Consider the following 20,962-nt stretch of genomic DNA (forward strand, 5'->3'; position numbering starts at 1 on the left):
GTGATGCTCGTCGGCGAACAGGTCGGTCTTGATGGCGGTGCGTTTCTTCATGGCTGGCGGCAGAGAACGAAATCAGGACAATCCAATTTTACCAATCACAGAGGTGCCGAGGTTTTTCGAGGCGCCCTTAACACTGGCTGTACCGGGCATCGCCCCCAGTGTCTGAGCCGCTTCTGCAACTGACGTACGAGCAGAGGATGCCGCCAACATCACCTCGGACACCTTGGCGCGGGTCGTGTAATCCTGATAAGCCGGCAACGCCACCGCAGCCAAAATACCGATAATCGCCACAACGATCATCAGTTCGATCAGGGTGAAACCTTGTTGTACCTTTTTCATGACAACTCTCCTTGATGGAAGAACACGGTAGACCCGCTTGCCTACCCTGTTGCAACCCGTGTGCCAGACCGGGAGTAGCCACCGTGAATATTCCACATATCCCGATACTGAATTTTTTCCCCTTTTGCTTCATATATTTAAAGAAATACTCGTCCGCACCCCCAGCTGCAGAGTCACCGCCAATACCGACACACGATGTGACATTGTCAAACTCTGCTGTCCACCCTTGACACTCCAGCCGGCAATCGTTGTCAGGACTTGACAATGTCACAGACGGTGAACCCGGGCTGGCACCCGCTGGGGTGACTTCGGCAAGCTCCCAAGCGCTTGACGACCCATCGCGCGAAAGCCGGTAGCCTGTCTGAGGCATCCTTGCCATTCGCCTGAACTTTTTCTTGTACAATTAGTTCAAATTAAACAATCTCAGGAGAGCGCGATGCGTACAGTCACTGCAAGCGAGGCAAAGCAGGGTTTCGCGAGTGTCATCGAAGCGGCAGCTCGCGAGCCGGTGATCATTCGTCGCCAGAAGCGTGACGTGGCGGTGGTGATGTCGATGCAGGAATACGAAAGGCTGGTGCGGCTCAATGTGTCGGAGTTCCAGCGTTTTTGCGATGCCGTTGGCACTGAGGCGGCGGCGCGGGGCCTCACCGAAGACAAACTGGCGCAACTGCTCGCCGATGATTGACCAGCGCCTGTGGGTGATCGACACCAATGTGTTGATCAGTCGCCTGCTGGCGCCCAGGGGCATCGCGGCACAGGCGGTGGATCGTGCGCTGGAAGGCGGCATCCTGCTCGCCTCCGAGGCCACACTCGAAGAAGTCGCCGCGGTGCTGAGCCGGCCAAAATTCGACCCCTATGTATCAGCAAACGAGCGCCAACGCTTCATCGCGCTACTGGGTGGTATCACCCGCATCGTCCCGATCACGCACAAGCTTCAGGCCTGCCGCGATCCGAGGGATGACAAATTCCTCGATGTGGCGCTTGCCGGGGGCGCACACGCAATCATCACCGGCGATGCGGACCTGCTGGCGCTCGATCCTTTCCACGGCGTTCCGATTGTCACACCCGCGCTGTTTCTGGATAGATACCGAGAGATGGGGTGATCCACACAGCGCAAAGCCCGCAAGGAGTAGTCAGGCGGGCTTTGCAGGTAGGACTACGCTCTTCGGGACTTCAGAGCAGACCTCAGCTCTCGCTTTCGACCCGCTTCAAGTAGGCGTAAATCTGGTCCTTGATGGCCAGCTTTTCCTTTTTCATGACCTCGACTTCGAGGTCGGTGCCGGGCACGACGTGGGCTTCGATGTTCTGGATCTTGTGGTCGAGCTCGTGGTGCTTTTCGAAGAGCTGGGTGAAGTGGCGGTCGTTGTGTTTGAGGCGGGTGATCAGGTCGCGGTATTCGGGGAACATGTGAAGAACTCCTGGGTTCAGGGTTGCGGGAAGGTTTGAGAAAGTTCACCGCTTGTTGTCACTCTACTCCCGCCTTTGGCGCCTTTCCAGCTGCGGCTCCCGCTTGCCTCCTACTCCATCCCCCACTTCTGCAGCCGGTAACGCAGCTGGCGCAGGGTCATGCCGAGGCGGCGGGCGGCTTCGGAGCGGTTCCAGCGGGTTTCGTCCAGCATCGCCAGGACGCGGCTGCGCTCTTCATCGTTGTCGCCATCGTTGTTGGCGTGCAGCGGGATTTGTGTGTTGGTGGCCCAGTCCCGCTGCACCACGCCCGAGGGCTGGCTTGCCGGGGGCATGGTCTGCAGATGGAGGTCGGCGGCGGTGATTTGCTCGCCGTCGCATAGTGCGCAGGCGCGTTCAAGAAGGTTTTCCAGCTCGCGCACATTGCCCGGGAAGGGGTGGCGACGGAGTGCGTCGATGGCGTCAGGCGAGAGACTCCGTGGCGTGCCGCCCTCCCGCTGCGCGAATCGTGCGAGCAGATGAGTGACGAGCGCGGGGATGTCCTCACTGCGCTCGCGCAGCGGTGGCACCTCAAGGGTGATGACGTTGATGCGGAAGAAGAGATCCTGCCTGAACTTGCCGTCAGCGACGAAGGCGGCGAGGTCACGATGCGAAGCGGACAGTATGCGCACATCCACACTCTGCTCAGCATGAGCGCCAACCGGGCGCACTGCGCGCTCCTGGATGGCGCGCAAGAGCTTGACCTGCATCGCCAGAGGTAACTCCGCGATCTCATCCAGAAAGAGGGTGCCGCGGTGCGCGGCCTGGAACAGCCCCTCTTTGTCTGAAGCGGCGCCGGTGAAGCTGCCCTTCACATGACCGAAGAACTCGCTCTCCATCAGCTCGGGGCTGATCGCGCCACAGTTCACCGGCACGAAGGGGCCGGCGGCACGGGGGCCGGAGCTGTGGATCAGGCGCGCGATGACCTCCTTGCCGGTACCGGATTCGCCGTGAATAAACACCGGCGCCTGGCTACGGGCGAGCTTCTCGATCTGGCCACGCAACTGACCCATCGCGGGAGAGGCGCCGATGAGGTCGCGCTCGCCGGGGGGCTTCTCCGCCGTTTCCCCTTCGTCGTCGACCCGCAGCGCGTTCTTTACCAGCTCCCGCAGCGCCTGGAGTTCGACCGGCTTGGTGACGAAATCGAATGCGCCCAGCTTGAGCGCGCGGATCGCCGTGTCGATGCTGCCATAGGCCGAGATGACTGCGACCGGCAGACCGGGATGTTCGGCCTGAATATGGGCGACCAGTTCGAGGCCGTCGCCGTCCGGCAGGCGCATGTCCGTGAGACACAGCCGGTAATCACCACGGTCGAGGCATGCGTGCGCTTCGGCAACATTGGCTGCGGTGTCACACACCAGCCCCATGCGAAGCAGGGAAAGTTCGAGCAGCTCGCGGATGTCGTCTTCGTCGTCTACCACAAGGACCGAGGGGGTTCGGCTGCGGCTGCGTCTTTCGGGAACGTTCATGGCTGACTCCGTCCGGTGAGCACGAAATGCGCGCCGGGTTCGTTTCCGGCGAACTCGAGCCGGGCACCGTTGGCTTCGGCAAGCTCTCGCGCGATGTATAGCCCAAGCCCGGTGCCCTTGGCATCGGTAGTAAAGAAGGGTTCGAAGATGTGAGTCACCTGGTCTTCAGTAATGCCCGGGCCGTCATCGATCACGTGCAAAGCGATGCGGCCTGCGCCGAGGTCATAGCTGTATACGCGCACCGACCCGGGCTTGCCGCTGGCGTAGCGGCGCGCATTGCCAAGCAGGTTGCCCAGAATCTGATGCATGTGAGCCCGGTCGATGGCGAAGGTGGCGTGCATGTCGATGTCGCGTGCGAACACCTCGCGCTCCTCGTTGCCGCGCAAGGCGAACTCGTCGACGACCTCGGCGACGACCTCGGCGACGAATTCAGCCAGCGGCAAGGCCTCGGCGAGAATGTTCTCGCGCCGGCCAAGCGCGAGCACCTCGCGCACCATGCGTTCGATGCGCCGCGCGTTGTCGTTGATGATGCGGGTGAGTCGGGCCTGAACGTCGGCGCGTTTTTCCTCTCCGAGGAGGTCGGCAGCCTGGGTGACCGCCGAAAGCGGGTTTCGGATTTCGTGCGCCATGCTGGCGGTGAGCCGGCCGAGGGCAGCGAGTTTGAGCTGTTGCACCTGCTCCTGGATTTCTTCGTAGTCGGTGAGATAGATGAGGGTATCGCCGCTGCCTGCCGCTTTTGCACTTGCCACCCGACAACGCAGGAGTTTGCCCGCCGGGCCGAGCCGCTGCACGCAGCCGTCGGTGCTGAAGTTGCGAGCGCAGTCCGCAAACCAGGCGTCGACCGCGACCAGGCGGGTGCCGGGATCCAGCGCCATGCCGAGCAGTTCCGAGGCCCGAGGGTTGGCCTGGCGAACCGTGCCGCCCTCGCCCATGACGATGACGCCGTCGCGCATGTCTTCGATGATGCGTTCGTTGACCGCCTGCTGCCGGCCGAGCTGGGCGCCGCGCTCGGCCGCCAGTGCCTCGTTGAAGCGCGCTCGACGCGCGAGCAAGCGCGAGGAAATGGCGATCGCGAAAAAGCCCGCACAAGCCATGCCGACCTGAAAGAACTCGACCGCGTCGACGCCCGTGTAATGACGCCAAAGGTTCTCGGCAAGCACGCCGAGGGTGGCGAGTGCGGCAAGAAAGAGTCCGGTACGTCCCTCACTGATCAAGCCCGCGCCGGCGAGATACACCATCATCAACACCGGCATGCCACTCTTGAAGCCGCCGCTGATCCACATGAGGGCAGTGAGCGCCGCGATGTCGATGACAAACTGCAGCGTGATAAGGCGGTCAAGGCCGAAACGAAGAATGGCGTCGGGAAAGCCCAGGGCAAGGGCTGCCCCGACATAGGCGATGGAGAGGCCGACGAAGAGTGCCGGTGCCTCGCTGCCCAGCCCCATCTCGCGACCGACTACCAGGAAGAGCCCGGCAATGATCAGGCGGAAGAGATTGAAATACTTGAGCGGGGCAAGCCTTGGGACGACAGGCAGGACGTCTTGCATGGGCGGTCGCTCAGCCCCGGTGCTCATCCCGAACGCCGAGGCGGCGGTGCGCGTCGCTACAGAAGAAGCGGCCATCGGCACGCACACCTTCGCTCTCGGGCACATGCAGGCCACAATGCTCGCAAGACAGCATCCGCTCGGGCACCTGCTTCGCCGCCTCTGCGCGCTGCGCATTTTGCTCGCGCCGCGCGCGGGATTCCTCGGCAAACCGCTGCATGGCGCGACGCGCCCACCAGACGACGATAAGTACGAGAATGAAGATCAGCAGATTGCGCACGTCGGGTTTGCAGGGGGATGACAGACCAAGAGTCTAGCAGAGAGTGGGCGATGGCTTGTGGGGCAGCGAGATTCGAGATGCGAAAGCGGGCGCAATAAGGTGCACGTGGAGCAGTGAGGGTCCACCACATTTGCGGCTCACGCCGCTCCCACAGGCAGTGGCCGCCGCCACACCCTGTGTGCGTCCATCACCCGTGGGAGCGGCGTAAGCCGCGATTGCCGCTGCAGTCTGGATAGCACTGCCCTATGAACTACACACCTAGATCCGGCCCAATTTCTCGCACGCCGCAGCCAGCGTCTCCTCGTTCTTGGCGAAGCAGAAGCGGATGATGCCGTCGTCGTGGCCGTCGGCAAAAAAGGCGGATACCGGAATCGCCGCGACGCCGACCTCGCGGGTGAGATGTTCGACGAAATCGGTATCGGCCATATCGGAGATCGCACCGTAGCGCGCGAGCTGGAAGTAGGTGCCGCGCGACGGCAGCAGTTCGAAGCGCGAGCCCGCCATGGCCGCGGTAAAGAAATCCCGCTTGGCCTGGTAGAAGGCCGCCAACCGCAGGTAGCGCGAGGCGTCCTGCATGTAGTCGGCGAGTGCGAGTTGCACCGGTGTGTTCACGGTGAACACGTTGAACTGATGCACCTTGCGGAACTCGGCCATCAGCTCGGCAGGGCCGATGACGTAGCCGACCTTCCAGCCGGTGATGTGATAGGTTTTGCCGAAGCTCGACACGATGAGGCTGCGCGCGGCCAGCTCCGGGTGACGCGCACAGCTCTCGTGGCCCGCGCCGTCAAAGACGATGTGTTCATAGACTTCGTCGGACACGATGACGATGCCAGTGCCACGGGTGAGCGCCTCGAGCTGCGCCATGTCCGCCGCACTCCACACGGTGGCAGTGGGGTTGTGCGGGGAGTTGATCATGATCATGCGGGTGCGCGGCGTGATCGCGGCCGCGACCGCGGTCCAGTCGGGCCGGTAGTCTGGTGCCGCCAGTCGCAGACGCACCACCTTGCCGCCCTGAAGCTCGATGGCAGGAGCATAGGAGTCGTACACCGGTTCGAACACGATGACCTCGTCGCCAGGATGCACCAGCGCCGCCACTGCGGTGAACAAGGCCTGCGTGGCCCCGGCGGTGACCGTGATTTCGCGCTCGACGTCGTAGGCTGCGCCATACAACGCCTCGACCTTTTCGGCGATGGCTTCGCGCAGTGCGGGCATACCGGCCATCTGCGCATACTGGTTGTGGCCGGCGCGCATCCAGTGAGCGACCCGCTCGAACAGTACGTCCTCGGCGTTGAAGTCCGGGAAGCCCTGCGACAGGTTGATCGCACCGCATTCCTGCGCCATGCGCGACATTACGGTGAAGATGGTGGTACCGACGTTGGGCAGGCGGGACCGGATCGGGGCGGGGTAAATCGGCATCGGACATCCTAACGGGAAAGCTGGGCCGTATTGTGTCAGACGCGGGCGCGCGGGAGAATGCGCGCCATGAACTTCGTCCAGCCCATCCCCACACTCCAGCGCGACGGCAATGCCGCCGTGATCCTCGACCAGACCCTGTTACCCCACCGCGTGGCGACCTGCCGGCTCGAAACGCTGGAGGCAGTGGCCGCGGCGATACGTGACATGCAGGTGCGCGGCGCGCCCCTGATCGGCGCGACGGCGGCATTTGGCGTGGCGATCGCCTTGCGTACCGACGCGGGCGATGCCCGACTCGCTGAAGCACTCGAGGTGCTCGGCAAGACCCGCCCAACCGCGGTGAATCTGCACTGGGCACTCGCTCGCATGCGCACCTGCCTGCAAGCCCTGCCCGCCGAAGCTCGACACCAAGCCGCATGGCTTGAAGCAGAAGCGATTTGCCGAGATGACGCGCGAACCTGCGCCGCCATAGGCGACCACGGCCTCGCGCTGTTGCACGAGATCGCGACCCGACGCGGCGGCAAGCCGGTGCGGGTGATGACTCATTGCAACGCAGGCTGGGTGGCCACGCTCGGCGCCGGCACCGCGCTCGCGCCGGTGTATCAGGCCCATGCCGCCGGCGTGCCGGTGCATGTGTGGGTGAGCGAAACCCGGCCGCGCAACCAGGGCCTGCTTACCGAGTGGGAACTGCGCGAGGCCGGTGTGCCGCACACCTATCTCACCGACAACGCAGCGGGAATCCTCGTCGCGCGCGGCGAGGTGGACATCGTGATTACCGGGGCAGATCGGGTCGCCGCCAACGGCGACAGCGCGAACAAGGTCGGCACCTATCTGAAGGCGCTCGCAGCGAACGATAATCAGGTGCCGTTCTACATCGCGGCGCCGATGTCCACCGTGGATTTCGACTGCCCCGGCGGCGAGGCGATTCCGATTGAAGACCGTGGCCCGGCCGAGGTGCTGAGCGTGAGCGGGCTGGATGCCACCGGCCAGCCCGGAACGATTCGACTCGCGCCGGATGGGGTCGCTGCGGTGAATCCGGCTTTCGACGTGACGCCGGCGCGTTTGATCACCGGCATCATCACCGAGCTCGGCGTGTGCGCACCCGGGCGACTCATCGGATGGAAACCCCGCAGCGCATGAGCAAGCTGCGAAAAAAACTTCTTGAGGTGGCGCGCGCGCTGGACGCCGCCCGGCTCAACACCGGCACCGCGGGCAACGTCAGCGTACGGACCGATAACGGCATGCTCATCACGCCCAGCGGCATGCCGTCTGCGACCTGCACGCCGGCGAACATGGTCGAGGTGGCTGACGACGGCACCGCGCTGGGCGAACATGCGCCATCCAGCGAATGGCGCATGCATCGCGACATCTATCGCAGCCGCCCCGAGGCCGGCGCCATCGTTCATACCCACGCGCCCTTCGCCACCGCGCTCGCCTGCCAGCGAGTCGGCATTCCGCCGTTTCACTACATGGTCGCGCGCTTCGGCGGCAAGGACGTACGCTGTGCAGGCTATGCCACCTTCGGCACCCAGGCCTTGTCGGACCTCATCTTGAGCGCGCTCGAAAGCCGAAACGCGTGCCTGATCGCCAACCACGGCATGGCAGTCTTCGGCCGCAACCTCGACCACGCACTATCGCTGGCGATCGAGTTCGAGGCGCTGTGCGAGCAATACTGGCGCACCCTGCAACTGGGCACGCCAGTGCTGCTGTCGGACGCGGAAATGGCCGAAGTGATCGAGCGCTTCAGCTGGTACGGGAGGCCGGTGGCGAACTCGCCGCCTCCAACACCTTGACCAGGCTCGAGGTGTCGTCACCGCCCCAGCCCTGCGCCATCAGCGCGTTGAGTTGCTGCCAGACCTGACCGGCGACCGGCAGCGGGGTGCCGAGCCGGACGGCATCGCGCATCAGGATGCCAAAGTCCTTGTGGTGCAGCCTTGTCTGCACGCCGGCGGCGAAGTCACGCTCGACCATGCGGCCGCCGAATACCTCCAGCACCCGTGACGCGGCCGAGCCACCCATCAGCGCGCCGCGTACCGCGGAGAGATCCACGCCGTTGGCGCGGGCCAGATGCATGGCCTCGGCACAGGCCTGGATGATGGAAACCATCAGCATCTGGTTGCAGGCCTTGGCAACCTGCCCGGCACCCGGCTCGCCGACGTGCACGATGCGGTTGCCGAAACACTCGAGCACTGGTCTCACCCGCTCCAGCGTCGCGACCTCGGCGCCGGCCATGATGGCCAGCGAGCCCGCCTCGGCCGCCACGCCACCGCCCGACACCGGCGCATCCACCCAGGCCACCCCTTGCGCGGTATAGCGTTTCGCCAGACTGCGCGCGATGTCGGGCGAGATGGTACTCATATCGACATGAACCGAATCTGCCCGGAAACCGGTCGCAAGTCCGTCGGGCCCGAAGGCGAGTTGCTCGACGTCGGCGCCATAGGTGACGATGGTTACGACCACATCGCAGGCCGCCGCGAGCTCGGCCGGGCTGCTGTAGAGCGTCGCCCCCTGCGCCACGAGTTCGATCGCCGCTTCCGGCCGCCGCGCCCATATACCAAGCTCGAAACCAGCCTGCAGCAAACGCGCCGCCATCGGGCGCCCCATGACACCAAGGCCGATGAAGCCAACCCTCATGCCTCAGCCCTCCCCGCCGCTCATGCGCTCGAGCAGCTTGAGCATGGCGATGGAGTCATCCTCCCCGAGGCCACTGCCGACCATGGCGTTGAACATCTGCGCGGTAGCAGCCGCCGACGGAAGGGCCAGGCCGAGGCGGTGCGCTTCTTCCATGACGATGCGCATGTCCTTCTGGTGCATCCAGGCCTTGAAGCCGGGTTTGAAGTTGCGGTCGAGCATGCGCTGGCCGTGGTTCTCGAGTACGCGGGAATAGGCGAAACCACCCAGCAAGGCCTCGCGCACCCGGGCGGCATCCACCCCGCTTCGGGTGGCGAAATTGAGCGCCTCGGCCACCGCCGCGACGCCGACGCCGGTGAGAATCTGGTTGCAGGCCTTGGCAACCTGTCCCGCGCCGGACTCGCCGATCAGCGACACCGTCTTGCCCATCGCCTCGAAGGCCGGGCGGACCTTGTCAAAAGCCGCCGCATCACCGCCGACCATGATCGTCAGCGCCGCGTTGATCGCGCCGACCTCGCCGCCGGACACCGGCGCGTCGAGCATGGTCACGCCCTTGTCGGCCAGCCGGTCGGCGATGTCGCGTGCCGCGGCCGGCGCGATGGTGCTCATGTCGACAAAGATCAACCCCTGCCGCGCGCCCTCGGCCACCCCGTCAGCACCCAGCGCGACCTGCTCCACGTCCGGCACGTCGGCGACCATGCTGATGACCACCTCGGCCCAGCCCGCGAGCTCGGCGGGTCCGCTCGCATCGCCGGCACCGGCATCGAGCAGGGGTTGCATGGATTCGCGTCGGCGGCTCCAGACACGCATCTCGTGTCCGGCCTTCATGAGGTTGAGCGCCATGGGGCGGCCCATCAGGCCGAGTCCGATGAATCCGATTTTCATAGCTTGTTCTCTCCGAGGGTTCGATATCAAAAAGGCGAAGTCGAGCGGAGCGCAATACGGCCAGGCTGTTTTCCCCTTGAAGGTAGAGGTAAACGTCGCTAGCCTTTGCCCGTGTACTGTCATCGCGTGGCAAATAAGCAATGCCACACGGCCCGCCAATCGCGAGATAATCCGCCTATGAACTACGGCCACATGATCAAGGAAATCGGGCGCGGCGCCAAGGGCGCACGTTCGCTGGATGCCGAAGCGGCGGAATCGCTCTTTGGCGACATACTCGACGGCAAGGTCCCCGACCTCGAGCTTGGCGCGATCATCATCGCCCTGCGGATCAAGAGCGAATCGCTTGCGGAGCTGATCGGTTTCAAGCGTGCGATCGATGCGCGCTGCGTACAGGTCTCGGTCCCCAACGGCCCCCGCTGCGTGGTGCTGCCAACCTACAACGGGGCGCGCCGTCAGGCCAACTTGATGCCGCTGCTGGCGCTGATGCTGGCACAGCGGGGAGTGCCCGTCCTCATTCAAGGGCGGCACGACTTCGAAAGCCGCACCAGTCCATTCGAGCTGCTTGCCGCGCTCGGCATTCACCCGGCAGCCGACATCGCGGACGCATCGGCACAACTGAGACAGACGCGACTGGCCTGCATCGGCGTGGACAAACTGTTGCCCGGACTCGAAACCCTGCTATCACTGCGACTGCGCTTTGGCGTGCGCGGCAGCGCGCACACCATGGCCAAGCTCCTCGACCCGTGCCGCGGGCGCAGCGTACGCGTGGTGGCGGTGACGCACCCGGAATACCTGGAGCGCATGCACGGGTTTCTGCTGGCCGACGGCGGCCACGCGATGCTGCTCAGAGGCACCGAGGGTGAAGCATTCGCCAATCCCCGACGCCGCCCCCGCATGGAAGTGTTCGCCGAGGGCATTGCCAGCGAAGCATGGGCTGCGGAGGAAGGCGGCGCCCCCCCGCTCGAGGGCCTGCCGGATGCTCCCGGCGTCGTGGAAAACGCCACACTGATCCGTGCGATGCTCAGTGGCGACGTTCCTGTCCCTGACCCAGTGAGCAAACAGGCCGATACGCTGGCAGACTTGGCGCTGCGCTAACCGGCTCGGATCCGCGGCCAATCAATTCCGGGCAGTCGAGAACCGACTCGGTGTCTCTTCGTCTACCCTGTCACTGACACAATATCCAGAAGCGAGTATCGACGCTGCATGAACCCGTTCAGTCTTCCCCCGCGACTCCTCTTCCTTGCCCTGTTCGCGGTCTGCACCGGCCTGCTCGCGTTCGGGCTTTATCTTCAGCACGTAGTCGGCGTCGAACCCTGCCCGATGTGCATCATGCAACGCTATGCCTTCGTCGCGGTGGCGCTGGTTGGCCTGGTGGCCGGGCTGCACGGCCCGGCGCGGACCGGCTCGGCGATCTACTCGGCCTTGCTGCTGGTATTGTCGATCGCAGGCGGAACGGTCGCAGCACAGCAGTCCATCCTCCAGCGCCAGCCGCCGGATCTCGCGATGTGCGGTCCGGGCCTGGCCTACATGGTCGAAACCTATGGCTTGGCAGACGCACTGCCGATGATGTTTCGCGGCACCGGCGACTGCGGTTCACTGTCATGGACCTTTCTCGGCCTGTCGATCGCCAACTGGTCGCTCGTGTGCTTCATCTGCGTCGGCATCTTTGCGGCGGGGATGATCTGGCGCGGCTGGAAGCGCGGCTGATCACCTGGACCGCGTGACGGTGCGTTTCGCGGGTGTTCAACGCACCGGCAGAGGCTGCGAATCCCTCAGCCCGATCCGTCCTTGACCCCGAACTTTCGCAGGATGTTCTCCAACGGGCAGATCCGGGTGAAGCCGCTCTGAAAGAGGTTCAGCCCCACAAAGGCGGTGAGCCAGAGGAAGTGCTTGCTGACGAACAGCGGCGACGCCTCGACGCCGAGGGCGAGCGAGATCAGCACGAAGGCCCCCGCGAAGATGCGGACGAACTGGTTGATGGTCAGGTTCATGCGGTTTGCTCCTTGATCTGGTCGAGGCGATTACGCATCGCCACGAAGTACAACACCGGAATCACCACCAGCGTCAGCACGGTGGAGACGAACACACCGAAGATCAGACTCAGCGCGAGGCCGTTGAAGATCGGGTCGTCGAGGATGAACATCGCGCCGATCATCGCCGCGAGCGCAGTCAGACCGATCGGCTTCGCCCGCACCGCGGCCGAACGGATCACCGCCTCGCCGAACTCGATGCCTTCGCGCACCTGCTGGTTGATGAAGTCCACCAGCAGAATCGAGTTGCGCACGATGATGCCGGCCAGCGCGATCATGCCGATCATCGAGGTGGCGGTGAATTGCGCACCGAAGGCGGCATGCCCGGGCATCACGCCGATGATGGTGAGCGGAATCGGCGCCATGATGATGAGCGGCACCAGATAGCTCCTGAACTGCGCCACCACCAACAGGTAGATCAGGATGAGCCCCACCGCATAGGCGGCGCCCATGTCACGGAAGGTCTCGTAAGTGACTGTCCACTCGCCGTCCCACTTGAGGTGATAGCCGTCGAAGGGGTCGTCCGGCTGGCTGATGAACCACTCGCGCAGCGTGCCCTCCAGGCCGGGCCCGTCCAGCGTGATGTCCTTGATCCGCGAGCGAATGTCGAACATGCCGTAAAGCGGCGAATCCAGCCGACCGCCCATGTCGGCGGTGACATACACCACCGGCAACAAATCCTTGCGGTAGATCACCTGTTCGCGCACGGTTTCTCGCACTTCTACGAGCTCCGAAACCGACACCAGGGTACCGTCTCGGGCGCGCACCTTCATCGCCAGCAGATTGTCCACCCGCGACTGACGCTCCGGCGGCAACTGGATGCGCACCGGGATTTCGTACTTGTTGTCGCCACCGAAGATCGGCGTCACGTCCTCGCCGGACAGACCCAGGCGTACCACCTCAACGACATCGGCCTGCGCCACACCGAGGCGGGCAGCCTTTGCCTGATCCACGCGCAGCACGAACTTGGGTGCAACTTCGTCGATGGTGTCGTCGATGCCGACAATGTCGGGCGTCGCTTCGAAGGCGGCGCGCACGCGGCGCGCGACCTCGATCTGCCCCGCGTAGTCCGGTCCGTATATCTCGGCGACGATTGGTGACAGCACCGGCGGCCCCGGGGGCACTTCGACCACCTTGGCGTTGCCGCCGCTCTCGCGCGCGATCTCCATGACACGATCCCGCACCGACACAGCGACCTCGTGGCTCTTGCGCTTTCGAAGCGACTTGTCGGCCAGATTGACCTGGATGTCACCCATCTCAGGCGCCGCACGCAGGTAGTACTGGCGCACCAGACCGTTGAAGTTGATCGGACTGGCGGTGCCGGCGTAGGCCTGCCAGTCGGTGACCTCATCGACGGTGGAGAGATAACCGCCGATCTCACGCAACACCCGCGCGGTCTCCTCGACCGGTGTGCCGACCGGCATGTCGAGCACCACCTGGAACTCGCTCTTGTTGTCGAACGGCAGCATCTTGAGCACCACCGCCTGCATCACCGGCAAGGCCACCGACGCGGCGATCAGCGCGAACACGCCGAGCCACAGTACGAGACGCGAACGCGCCCCGCGCACCGGGTCGATCATCGGGCTCATGATGCGGCGGAAGATGCCGTCGAGCCGGCGGGTGAGCTTGTCCTCCTGATGGGCCTCGCCTTCACCATGCGCACCATGGCTCTTGCCGCCGAGCAGCTTCAGCGCCAGCCAGGGCGTGACCACGAAGGCAATCGCCAGCGACAGGAACATGCCCATCGAGGCGTTGATCGGGATCGGGCTCATGTACGGCCCCATCAGGCCGGTCACGAAGGCCATCGGCAACAGCGCCGCGATGACCGTGAAGGTGGCGAGAATCGTCGGCGAGCCGACCTCGTCCACCGCCTTCGGGATGAGCTTCCACAGCGGCGTGTCGGGCTCCAGCGTCTTCCAACGGTGGATGTTCTCGACCACTACGATGGCGTCGTCAACCAGGATACCGATGGAGAAGATCAGTGCGAACAGGCTGACCCGGTTCAGGGTGAAACCCCAGGCCCATGAGGCGAACAGGGTCGCGGCCAGGGTGAGCGTGACCGCGACGCCGACGATGACCGCCTCGCGCCTGCCGAGCGCGAACAGCACCAGCAGCACCACCGCGCCGGTCGCGAACGCGAGCTTGCCGATCAGGGTGTTCGCCTTGTCGGTGGCGGTCGCGCCATAGTCGCGGGTCACGGTGAAATACACGCCCTCGGGAATGATCGCGCCCTTGAGCGCATCGGCCCGCGCCACCACGGCGTCCGACACGTCGGCTGCATTCGAACCCGGCTTTTTCGACACCGCCAGCGTCACCGCCGGAAATTCGCCCTGCACCGGAATGCCGGCCTGCGCCGCGGCTGGGCCGGTGCCGAACCACACCGAACGCCCGGGTTGGTCGGGGCCGTCCTCTACGACCGCAACATCGCGCATGAACACCGGTCGACCGTTGTCCACCCCGACGACCAGCCGGCGCACGTCTTCGGCTGATTCGAGATAGGTGCCGGTCTGCACCAGCACCTCGCGATTGCCTGCGGTCAGCGTGCCGGCCGGCTGCGACGCGTTCGACAGTTCGAGCGCGGCGCGGATGTCCTGTGCGGTCAGGCCGCGTGCGTTGAGCCGCTCGTTATCCAGCAACACCCGCACTACATGGCCGGGCCCGCCAAGGGTTTCGACGTCCCGCGTGCCGGGAATGCGCTTGAGCTCCACTTCGACCGCGCGCGAGACCTGCTGCAGTTCGAACGACGCCCGCTCCGGGTCGTCGGTCCAGAAGGTGAGGCTGACGATGGGCACATCGTCGATGCCCTTGGGCTTGATCAGCGGCTGGCCGACGCCGATGTGCGGGCTCAGCCAGTCGGCGTGCGACATCACTGTGTCGTAGAGCTTGACCAGCGCATCCTGGTTGGGAATACCGACCTCGAACTGCACCGTGATGACCGCCATACCCGGTCGCGATACCGAGTACACATGCTCGACGCCGGCGATGCGCGAGAGCACCTGCTCGCCGGGGCGCGCCACCAGTGCCTCGACGTCGCGTGCCGAAGCACCCGGGAACGGCACCAGCACGTTCGCCATGGTGACGTCGATCTGGGGTTCTTCCTCCTTGGGAGTGATCAGCGTCGCGAACACGCCAAGCAGCAAAAGCACCAGCGCGATCAGCGGTGTCAGCGCGTTTCGCTGGAAGGCTGCGGCAATGCGTCCGGAAACGCCCATGGTCTGCGCCATCGCCCTGCCCTCAGCGCACGCTGCGCGCGGCGATGCCGGCGCGCACCGGGTCGAGCGCGATCGTCTCGCCACCGGTCAGACCGGCGAGAATCTCCACGGTGCCATCCGGCTGCATTTCACCGAGACGCACCTGACGGAGCGCGAAACCGCCACGCCCGTCGGCGACATAGACCCCGGTGATTTCGCTCCGGCGCAAGATCGACGCCGCCGGCACGACGATGCGGGTGACCTCGCCGGTGACGAAATGCACCCGCGCAAAAGTACCTGGCATGATGCCAGTCAGGCCCGTAGGCAGATCCACCCGCACACGCACCGTGTGGGTGCGGGCGTCCGCGGCTGGCAGCACGGTGACGCGGGCAGCCTCGATCCAGCTGCCGGCGCCCGGCAGCTCTACGGTTGCGCGAGGCGCGTCGTTGCCCAGTGCGGCGAACCGGAACTGGGGCACGTCGGCCACTGCGCGCATCGCGGCCGGATCGAACACGGTGACCAGTGGCAGGCCGGGTTGCGCCATCTCGCCGACCTCGACGTGGCGCTGAGACACCACACCCGCCAGAGGCGAAGAGATGCTGGTGTAACCGAACTCGGTCGCGACCTGCCCCCGGCTCGCCCGCGCAGCCCGAAGCTGCGCCTCGGCCGCCTGTCGCGCGAGCAAGGCGGAATCCACGGCCGACTGGCTGACGAAGTTGCGCTCAAGAAGACTGCGTACCCGCTCGTATTCGGCACGCGCATTGGCAAGGTTGGCCTCGGCCTGTGCGACCCCGGCTTCGGCGCCAGCTACCGCCTGGCCGGCGGCGGCCGAGTCGATCCGCACCAGGAGATCACCGGAGGCAACGCTCGCACCTGCGTCGACATGCAGTTCGAGGATGCGGCCCGGCACCTGCGCCGCGATCGTGACCTGATTGATCGATTCAATCGTGGCCTCGGCCACGTGAATCAGCGGCGTGGGCCGCGCATCCACGACGGTCGTGGGGATGTCGGCGAACGACTGCGTCGCAAACGCAAGGGTCGCGACCAGCGGCGAGAGGGAGAGTAAGTGTCTGAGCTTCATGTATATCAGCATACTCTGATATACAGTTCTGGTCAATGCTCCGTGCGTGATCCTCGGCCCGGGCGTTCAGCGCATCCGCGCCCTTTCTGCCGCGTAATCCGCCATCGCGGCGATTACCGACTCAGCCTCACCGACCGCTGGCGCGAGACGGATGTCGAGTTGCGGGTGCCGCGCGCGGGCTTCGTCGAGCAAAGCGGGCAGGTCGCGCTTGAGGTGTCCGCCCTGGGCAAGAAACATCGGAATGACTTCGATACGCGCGATGCCACGCTGCGCCAACTCGTCCAGGGCCTCCGGCAAGGTCGGCGCCATGAATTCGAGAAAGGCGAGTTCGACTTCGTCCGCCGCAGCTTGAGATCTGAGGCGATCTCTTGCGCGCTCCATAGGTGCCGCCCACTCGGGCGCTCGCGCGCCATGACCGAACAGCACAATTCCGCTTCTAACCGTCATCGCATCAATCTCCATTATCAGCAAGCTTCATCAGCCATCAGCAAGCCTTCGAGCACCCGCGAGGCGGCAATCAGGCCGACCGTCGCGGTCACCACCATGCTCGAACCATAGCCGGCACAGGCCAGCCCCTGGGGTGCGCAAGCGGCACCCTCACCCGCCGTGGCCGGCTGGCGCGGGGGCTCTTCGGAATAGACCGCCTCGATACCAAAACGGCGTCGCGGATCGCGCGAATAGCCGTGCTGAGCGCGCAACTGGCGCCTGACCTTGGCGAGCAGCGGATCCTGCTGCGTGCGCGAAAGATCATCCACGCGCACCCTTGCGGGGTCGGTCTTGCCGCCGGCACCGCCGGCCATCACAAGGTGCATGCGGGTATCTCGGCAGGTCAGAGCCATCGCCACCTTCGCTCGAACATTGTCGATGGCGTCGACCACGGCATCGAACCCATGCAGATACGTCGCCGCGTTTTCCGGTGTCAGGAAGTCATCTATGCACCGCACCCTGGCCGCGGGATTGATCGAGAGAATGCGTTCGGCCATCGCCTCGACCTTGGATTGACCAAGCGTGGTTTCCAGTGCATGGATTTGTCGGTTGATATTCGACTCGGCAACATGATCGAGATCGATGAGCGTGATCGACCCCACGCCACTGCGCGCGAACGCCTCGACCGCCGGAGAACCGACACCCCCTACGCCGACCACGCAAACGCTCGCTCGTTCGAGGCGCTCGAGCGCACCGGGACCGTAAAGGCGCGCAATTCCACCGAAACGGCGTTCCCGATCGACAACATCGTCAGGGGCGGAGGTGATCAGATGACACATAAGCTGAAACGCAGAGGATTGGCGCTCCATGTTAGCGCATGGCCGAACTCAGGCACGTGATATCGCTCAAAGGTTCCGGGACGCAGCGACCCGGGATCGCGGGAGACATTCATGGCATTCAAGCTCACCACTTGCGCAATCATCATCACATTGCTGGGCGTCTCGCCGTCGGCCGTCTCAGGCGAGTCACCGGCAATGCTGATCGAGCGCGCGACCCGAGCCTACCAGGTGGGGAATCATGCAGAGGCCTTCGCGCTGTTCGAGCGCTCGGCGCGAAGTGGCAACCGCCTCGCGCAGTACCACGTCGGAGTCATGTTGCTGTACGGGAACGCGGTTGAAAAGCAACCAGCAGCGGCCTGGCGCTGGCTGCGCCGAGCCTCGAATGCGGGTCTGCCCCAGGCACAGTACGAATTCGCGCGCCTCTACGATCGCGGCGAGTACGTGAGGCAGTCCGACTCCGTCGCGATGGAGTGGTATCGGCAGGCGGCGCGACAGGGCTACCCAGCGGCTCAGTATCGGTTGGCCGCGATGCAACTGTCAGGGCGTGGCGCCGAGGCCCACGCGGATGAGGCACTGCGCTGGCTGCACGCAGCGGCACGAGCGGGACACCCGGAGGCCCGTCGCAGGCTCACCGCGCTTTACGAAGCAGGGGTCGGCGACAGCCGCCCCTGACTTTTCCCGGGGTTCAGACGGTCAGAGCCTGCTCCCTGCACGCGTCCAGCCACACGCCAAGACCCTGGGCGTTGAGCTCGAGGTCCAGGCGCAGGACTTCCATATAGTCGTCCTCCGCCAGGGTCCAGCCTTGGCGCTCTGCTTCCTCGCGGACAATCTGCTCGAGTCCGGCGAGGATCTCCACGTGCCGCGCGACACCGTCGCCGCGTGCAGCCTGCGCTACCGCCACCTGCGTATCAATCAGCCGATGCAAATCGCCCGCCAGACGCTCGACATCGGTCACCCGGCTGTAGTGGGTGAGATACATCGCCTGCGGGCCGAAGGACATCATGCGATCGATGGAAGCATGCAAGGCATCGGGATCGAACTGTGTCGGCGTGCAGCTTGGAAAGACGAAGGGGCGCCCATCGACATCAAGCTCGCGATAGGACAGGCCGAAGGTGTCCCCGGTAAAGAAGGCCGAGGCAGTGTGATCCCAGATGCAGATATGGTGTCGCGCATGGCCGGGAGTATCGATGATGGTGAAGCGACGCGTCCCCATTTCAAGTTCGAGGCCGTCGGTAGCCGGTACGATACGCTCCTCTGCAACCGGCGCGAGCCGGCCATACATCGCAAATGTCTGCTCCGCGCCGTAGACCGCACTGGTTGCTTCCCACAGTCGGGTAGGATCGACCATGTGGCGAACTCCGCGCGGATGGACCACGAGCTTGGCATTGGGCAGCGCACACATGAGGCTGCCCGCCCCACCGGCGTGATCGAGATGGATGTGGGTGAGCATTACCCAGGCCACGTTTGCCGGCTCGACGCCAGCTGCCGCGAGGGCCGCCAGTACACGCGGCACCGAGGCATTGGTGCCGGTGTCGATGATTGCTGCCTGGCCATGATGGATCACTAGATGGATCGCGGCCAGACCGTCTCGGCAATAGCCGGCGTCCACCGCAAGAATGCCATCGGGATGTGCGGTTACATACTGCACGATCAGAATCCTCCTCCCCCGAGAGTTACGGGGAGATATTGTATATGCTGTGTGACACCAAAACGGGCAATGCACAACAGGCTGTTAACAAATGCACGAAAACCCTGACTTCGACACCCCGATAGACCGACGTTCCCTCCCCGGGGAAAAATGGAGCCGCTACGCTGGGCGCGACGTACTCCCGCTGTGGGTTGCGGACATGGACTTTGCCGCGCCTGACCCGGTTGTCGCCGCCTTGCAGGCTCGCATTGCACACGGAATATTCGGCTATACGGACCCATGGCCGAGTCTGGTCGATGCCGTCGTCGATGGTATCGCTCGCGATCACGACTGGACTATCGACCCCGACTGGCTGGTTTGGTTGCCGGGTGTGGTCAGCGGTTTCAACCTCGCCTGCCAGGTCGGTGCCGACGATGGCGACGAAGTGCTCACACACACTCCGGTCTATCCACCCTTCCTGACCGCGCCGGCGAACACCGGGCGCCAGCTTGTGACCAGCGTGATGGTGGAAGATGGAGGCCGCTGGCAATGGGACCGCGTGGCCACCGAGTCCGCAATCGGCCCGCGGACGCGCGTGCTGCTCCTGTGCAATCCGCACAACCCCACGGGAAGAGTGTTCGACCGCGAGGAGCTCACCTGGATCGCCCAACTCGCCGAGCGCCACGACCTGATCGTGTGCTCGGATGAAATCCACTGCGGCCTGGTGCTGGATGAGGCGCGTAGCCATGTCCCGATCGCCTCGTTGGGTCCGTCGATCGAGGCGCGCTCAATCACCCTGATGGCACCGTCCAAGACCTGGAACATACCGGCGTTGTACTGTGCCTTCGCGATCATACCGAATGCAGAACTGCGTCGGCGCTACCGGCGCGCAATGCGTGGGCTGATTCCGCAGCCCAATCTGCTCGGCATGGTCGCGGCCGAAGCCGCCTATCGTCATGGCGACCCCTGGCGCCAGGCATTGCTGGTTTACCTGCGGGGCAATCGCGAGCGAGTACTTGCAGCGGTCGAGGAGATGCCGGGGGTGAAAACCTGGCGCCCGGAGTCGACCTATCTCGCGTGGCTGGACTGCCGTGAGATGGCGACCGACGACCCGGTCGACTTTTTCGAACACGCCGGTGTCGGGCTTTCGGATGGCAAACCCTTCGGCATGCCGGGCTTCGTGCGGCTGAACTTCGGATGTCCTCGCAGCACCCTGGACGACGCCCTTGAACGCATGCTCAGGGCGTTGGCGGACTGACGACCGGAGCCGAATTAGAAAGGAATATCGTCGTCGAAGTCACCGAAGCCGCCGCTCTGGGCCGGCGCTCGATTGCTGGACTCGGACTGTTGGGGCGCGCTGCGCTGCTGGCGTGCCGGCGGCTCGTCCTGCCGCCCCATCGGTGCGTCGCCGCCCATGCCCTGGCGGCCGCCAAGCATCTTCATTTCGTCACCACGAATCTCGGTGGTGTAGCGTTCCTGACCGTCCTTATCCTGCCACTTGCGCGTCTGCAACCGGCCCTCGACATAGATCTGGCTGCCCTTACGGAGATATTGGGCGGCGACCTCTGCGGTGCGACCGAAGAACACGACCCTGTGCCATTCAGTCGCTTCGCGACGCTCGCCGCTGCTCTTGTCCTTCCACACCTCAGTGGTCGCGATACGCAGGTTGCAGATCGCGTCGCCGGACGGGGCGTAGCGGGTTTCGGGGTCGGCACCGAGGTTGCCGATCAGAATCACCTTATTGACGGATGCCATCCGTAGCTC

The 20,962-nt window shown here is 64.6% G+C and carries 22 protein-coding genes and 1 pseudogene; 8 read left to right on the forward strand and 15 right to left on the reverse strand.

Translation table 11 applies throughout. The annotated features are described in order from the left end of the window. Positions 1-159 precede the first annotated feature (159 nt). Positions 160-339: pseudogene (locus GPA21_RS21160) on the reverse strand (pilin); the annotation flags it as partial. 436 nt (positions 340-775) lie between these two features. Here GPA21_RS21160 and GPA21_RS09725 point away from each other — a divergent pair. Beyond that, complete coding sequence (locus GPA21_RS09725) at positions 776-1,024, forward strand: type II toxin-antitoxin system Phd/YefM family antitoxin (protein WP_168988007.1); 249 nt, start codon at positions 776-778, stop codon at positions 1,022-1,024. Then, entirely contained in the window at positions 1,017-1,442 is a 426-nt protein-coding gene (locus GPA21_RS09730; protein WP_168988008.1) for a putative toxin-antitoxin system toxin component, PIN family, read from the forward strand. Before GPA21_RS09725 ends, GPA21_RS09730 begins: the two co-directional genes overlap by 8 nt. An 82-nt stretch (positions 1,443-1,524) precedes the next feature. On the opposite strand, the gene GPA21_RS09735 is transcribed toward GPA21_RS09730, so the two are convergent. The 5 genes from GPA21_RS09735 to GPA21_RS09755 all read right to left on the reverse strand — a co-directional run bounded on the left by GPA21_RS09735 (position 1,525) and on the right by GPA21_RS09755 (position 6,491). Further along, positions 1,525-1,746, reverse strand: coding sequence for an HP1242/YdcH family protein (locus GPA21_RS09735; RefSeq protein WP_168988009.1), 222 nt, complete (start codon positions 1,744-1,746; stop codon positions 1,525-1,527). A gap of 110 nt (positions 1,747-1,856) precedes the next feature. Then, the gene (locus GPA21_RS09740; RefSeq protein ID WP_168988010.1) at positions 1,857-3,251 is read right to left on the reverse strand and encodes a sigma-54-dependent transcriptional regulator; all 1,395 of its coding nucleotides are present in this window, start codon (positions 3,249-3,251) and stop codon (positions 1,857-1,859) included. After that, complete coding sequence (locus GPA21_RS09745; RefSeq protein WP_168988011.1) at positions 3,248-4,798, reverse strand: sensor histidine kinase; 1,551 nt, start codon at positions 4,796-4,798, stop codon at positions 3,248-3,250. The genes GPA21_RS09740 and GPA21_RS09745 overlap by 4 nt, the downstream gene beginning before the upstream one ends. A 10-nt stretch (positions 4,799-4,808) precedes the next feature. After that, complete coding sequence (locus GPA21_RS09750) at positions 4,809-5,075, reverse strand: PP0621 family protein (RefSeq protein ID WP_168988012.1); 267 nt, start codon at positions 5,073-5,075, stop codon at positions 4,809-4,811. A 258-nt stretch (positions 5,076-5,333) separates the two neighbouring features. Beyond that, the gene (locus GPA21_RS09755; protein ID WP_168988013.1) at positions 5,334-6,491 is read right to left on the reverse strand and encodes a pyridoxal phosphate-dependent aminotransferase; all 1,158 of its coding nucleotides are present in this window, start codon (positions 6,489-6,491) and stop codon (positions 5,334-5,336) included. A gap of 57 nt (positions 6,492-6,548) precedes the next feature. Here GPA21_RS09755 and mtnA point away from each other — a divergent pair, with 57 nt between their 5' ends. After that, positions 6,549-7,628 (forward strand): S-methyl-5-thioribose-1-phosphate isomerase, encoded by a 1,080-nt coding sequence (gene mtnA, locus GPA21_RS09760; RefSeq protein WP_422614201.1) that lies wholly within the window; start codon positions 6,549-6,551, stop codon positions 7,626-7,628. Further along, positions 7,625-8,281, forward strand: a complete 657-nt coding sequence (locus tag GPA21_RS09765) for a class II aldolase/adducin family protein (RefSeq protein WP_168988015.1) — start codon at positions 7,625-7,627, stop codon at positions 8,279-8,281. Before mtnA ends, GPA21_RS09765 begins: the two co-directional genes overlap by 4 nt. Here the strand turns inward: GPA21_RS09765 and GPA21_RS09770 are convergent. Continuing rightward, positions 8,232-9,122 (reverse strand): NAD(P)-dependent oxidoreductase, encoded by an 891-nt coding sequence (locus GPA21_RS09770; RefSeq protein ID WP_168988016.1) that lies wholly within the window; start codon positions 9,120-9,122, stop codon positions 8,232-8,234. The two genes, GPA21_RS09765 and GPA21_RS09770, sit on opposite strands and share 50 nt — an antisense overlap. A 3-nt stretch (positions 9,123-9,125) precedes the next feature. After that, positions 9,126-10,004, reverse strand: coding sequence for a 2-hydroxy-3-oxopropionate reductase (locus tag GPA21_RS09775; protein WP_168988017.1), 879 nt, complete (start codon positions 10,002-10,004; stop codon positions 9,126-9,128). 177 nt (positions 10,005-10,181) lie between these two features. Between GPA21_RS09775 and ybiB the strand changes: the two genes are divergently transcribed. After that, positions 10,182-11,099, forward strand: coding sequence for a DNA-binding protein YbiB (ybiB, locus tag GPA21_RS09780; RefSeq protein WP_168988018.1), 918 nt, complete (start codon positions 10,182-10,184; stop codon positions 11,097-11,099). Between the two features lie 108 nt (positions 11,100-11,207). Next, a complete protein-coding gene (locus GPA21_RS09785; RefSeq protein WP_168988019.1) occupies positions 11,208-11,711 on the forward strand; it encodes a disulfide bond formation protein B in 504 nt (167 codons plus the stop codon). A gap of 65 nt (positions 11,712-11,776) precedes the next feature. Here the strand turns inward: GPA21_RS09785 and GPA21_RS09790 are convergent, their stop codons facing one another. The 5 genes from GPA21_RS09790 to GPA21_RS09810 all read right to left on the reverse strand — a co-directional run bounded on the left by GPA21_RS09790 (position 11,777) and on the right by GPA21_RS09810 (position 17,571). Continuing rightward, the gene (locus GPA21_RS09790) at positions 11,777-11,995 is read right to left on the reverse strand and encodes a YgaP family membrane protein (RefSeq protein WP_211163523.1); all 219 of its coding nucleotides are present in this window, start codon (positions 11,993-11,995) and stop codon (positions 11,777-11,779) included. Further along, a complete protein-coding gene (locus GPA21_RS09795; RefSeq protein ID WP_168988020.1) occupies positions 11,992-15,258 on the reverse strand; it encodes an efflux RND transporter permease subunit in 3,267 nt (1,088 codons plus the stop codon). Before GPA21_RS09795 ends, GPA21_RS09790 begins: the two co-directional genes overlap by 4 nt. A 10-nt stretch (positions 15,259-15,268) precedes the next feature. Next, positions 15,269-16,306, reverse strand: a complete 1,038-nt coding sequence (locus GPA21_RS09800; RefSeq protein ID WP_246261876.1) for an efflux RND transporter periplasmic adaptor subunit — start codon at positions 16,304-16,306, stop codon at positions 15,269-15,271. Positions 16,307-16,372: 66 nt separating this feature from the next. Next, complete coding sequence (locus tag GPA21_RS09805; RefSeq protein ID WP_168988022.1) at positions 16,373-16,753, reverse strand: sirohydrochlorin chelatase; 381 nt, start codon at positions 16,751-16,753, stop codon at positions 16,373-16,375. Positions 16,754-16,770: 17 nt separating this feature from the next. Then, the gene (locus tag GPA21_RS09810) at positions 16,771-17,571 is read right to left on the reverse strand and encodes a tRNA threonylcarbamoyladenosine dehydratase (protein WP_168988032.1); all 801 of its coding nucleotides are present in this window, start codon (positions 17,569-17,571) and stop codon (positions 16,771-16,773) included. A gap of 111 nt (positions 17,572-17,682) precedes the next feature. Between GPA21_RS09810 and GPA21_RS09815 the strand changes: the two genes are divergently transcribed. Further along, a complete protein-coding gene (locus GPA21_RS09815; RefSeq protein WP_168988023.1) occupies positions 17,683-18,243 on the forward strand; it encodes a tetratricopeptide repeat protein in 561 nt (186 codons plus the stop codon). 13 nt (positions 18,244-18,256) lie between these two features. Here the strand turns inward: GPA21_RS09815 and GPA21_RS09820 are convergent, their stop codons facing one another. Then, entirely contained in the window at positions 18,257-19,219 is a 963-nt protein-coding gene (locus tag GPA21_RS09820; protein ID WP_168988024.1) for an MBL fold metallo-hydrolase, read from the reverse strand. Positions 19,220-19,310: 91 nt separating this feature from the next. On the opposite strand from GPA21_RS09820, the gene GPA21_RS09825 reads away from it, so the two are divergent. After that, positions 19,311-20,456, forward strand: coding sequence for a MalY/PatB family protein (locus GPA21_RS09825; protein ID WP_168988025.1), 1,146 nt, complete (start codon positions 19,311-19,313; stop codon positions 20,454-20,456). Between the two features lie 14 nt (positions 20,457-20,470). Here the strand turns inward: GPA21_RS09825 and ssb are convergent, their stop codons facing one another. Then, positions 20,471-20,953, reverse strand: coding sequence for a single-stranded DNA-binding protein (ssb, locus tag GPA21_RS09830; RefSeq protein WP_168988026.1), 483 nt, complete (start codon positions 20,951-20,953; stop codon positions 20,471-20,473). Between the last annotated feature and the right edge of the window lie 9 nt (positions 20,954-20,962).

This window comes from Azoarcus taiwanensis (assembly GCF_012910885.1).
Taxonomy (GTDB): domain Bacteria; phylum Pseudomonadota; class Gammaproteobacteria; order Burkholderiales; family Rhodocyclaceae; genus Azoarcus_F; species Azoarcus_F taiwanensis.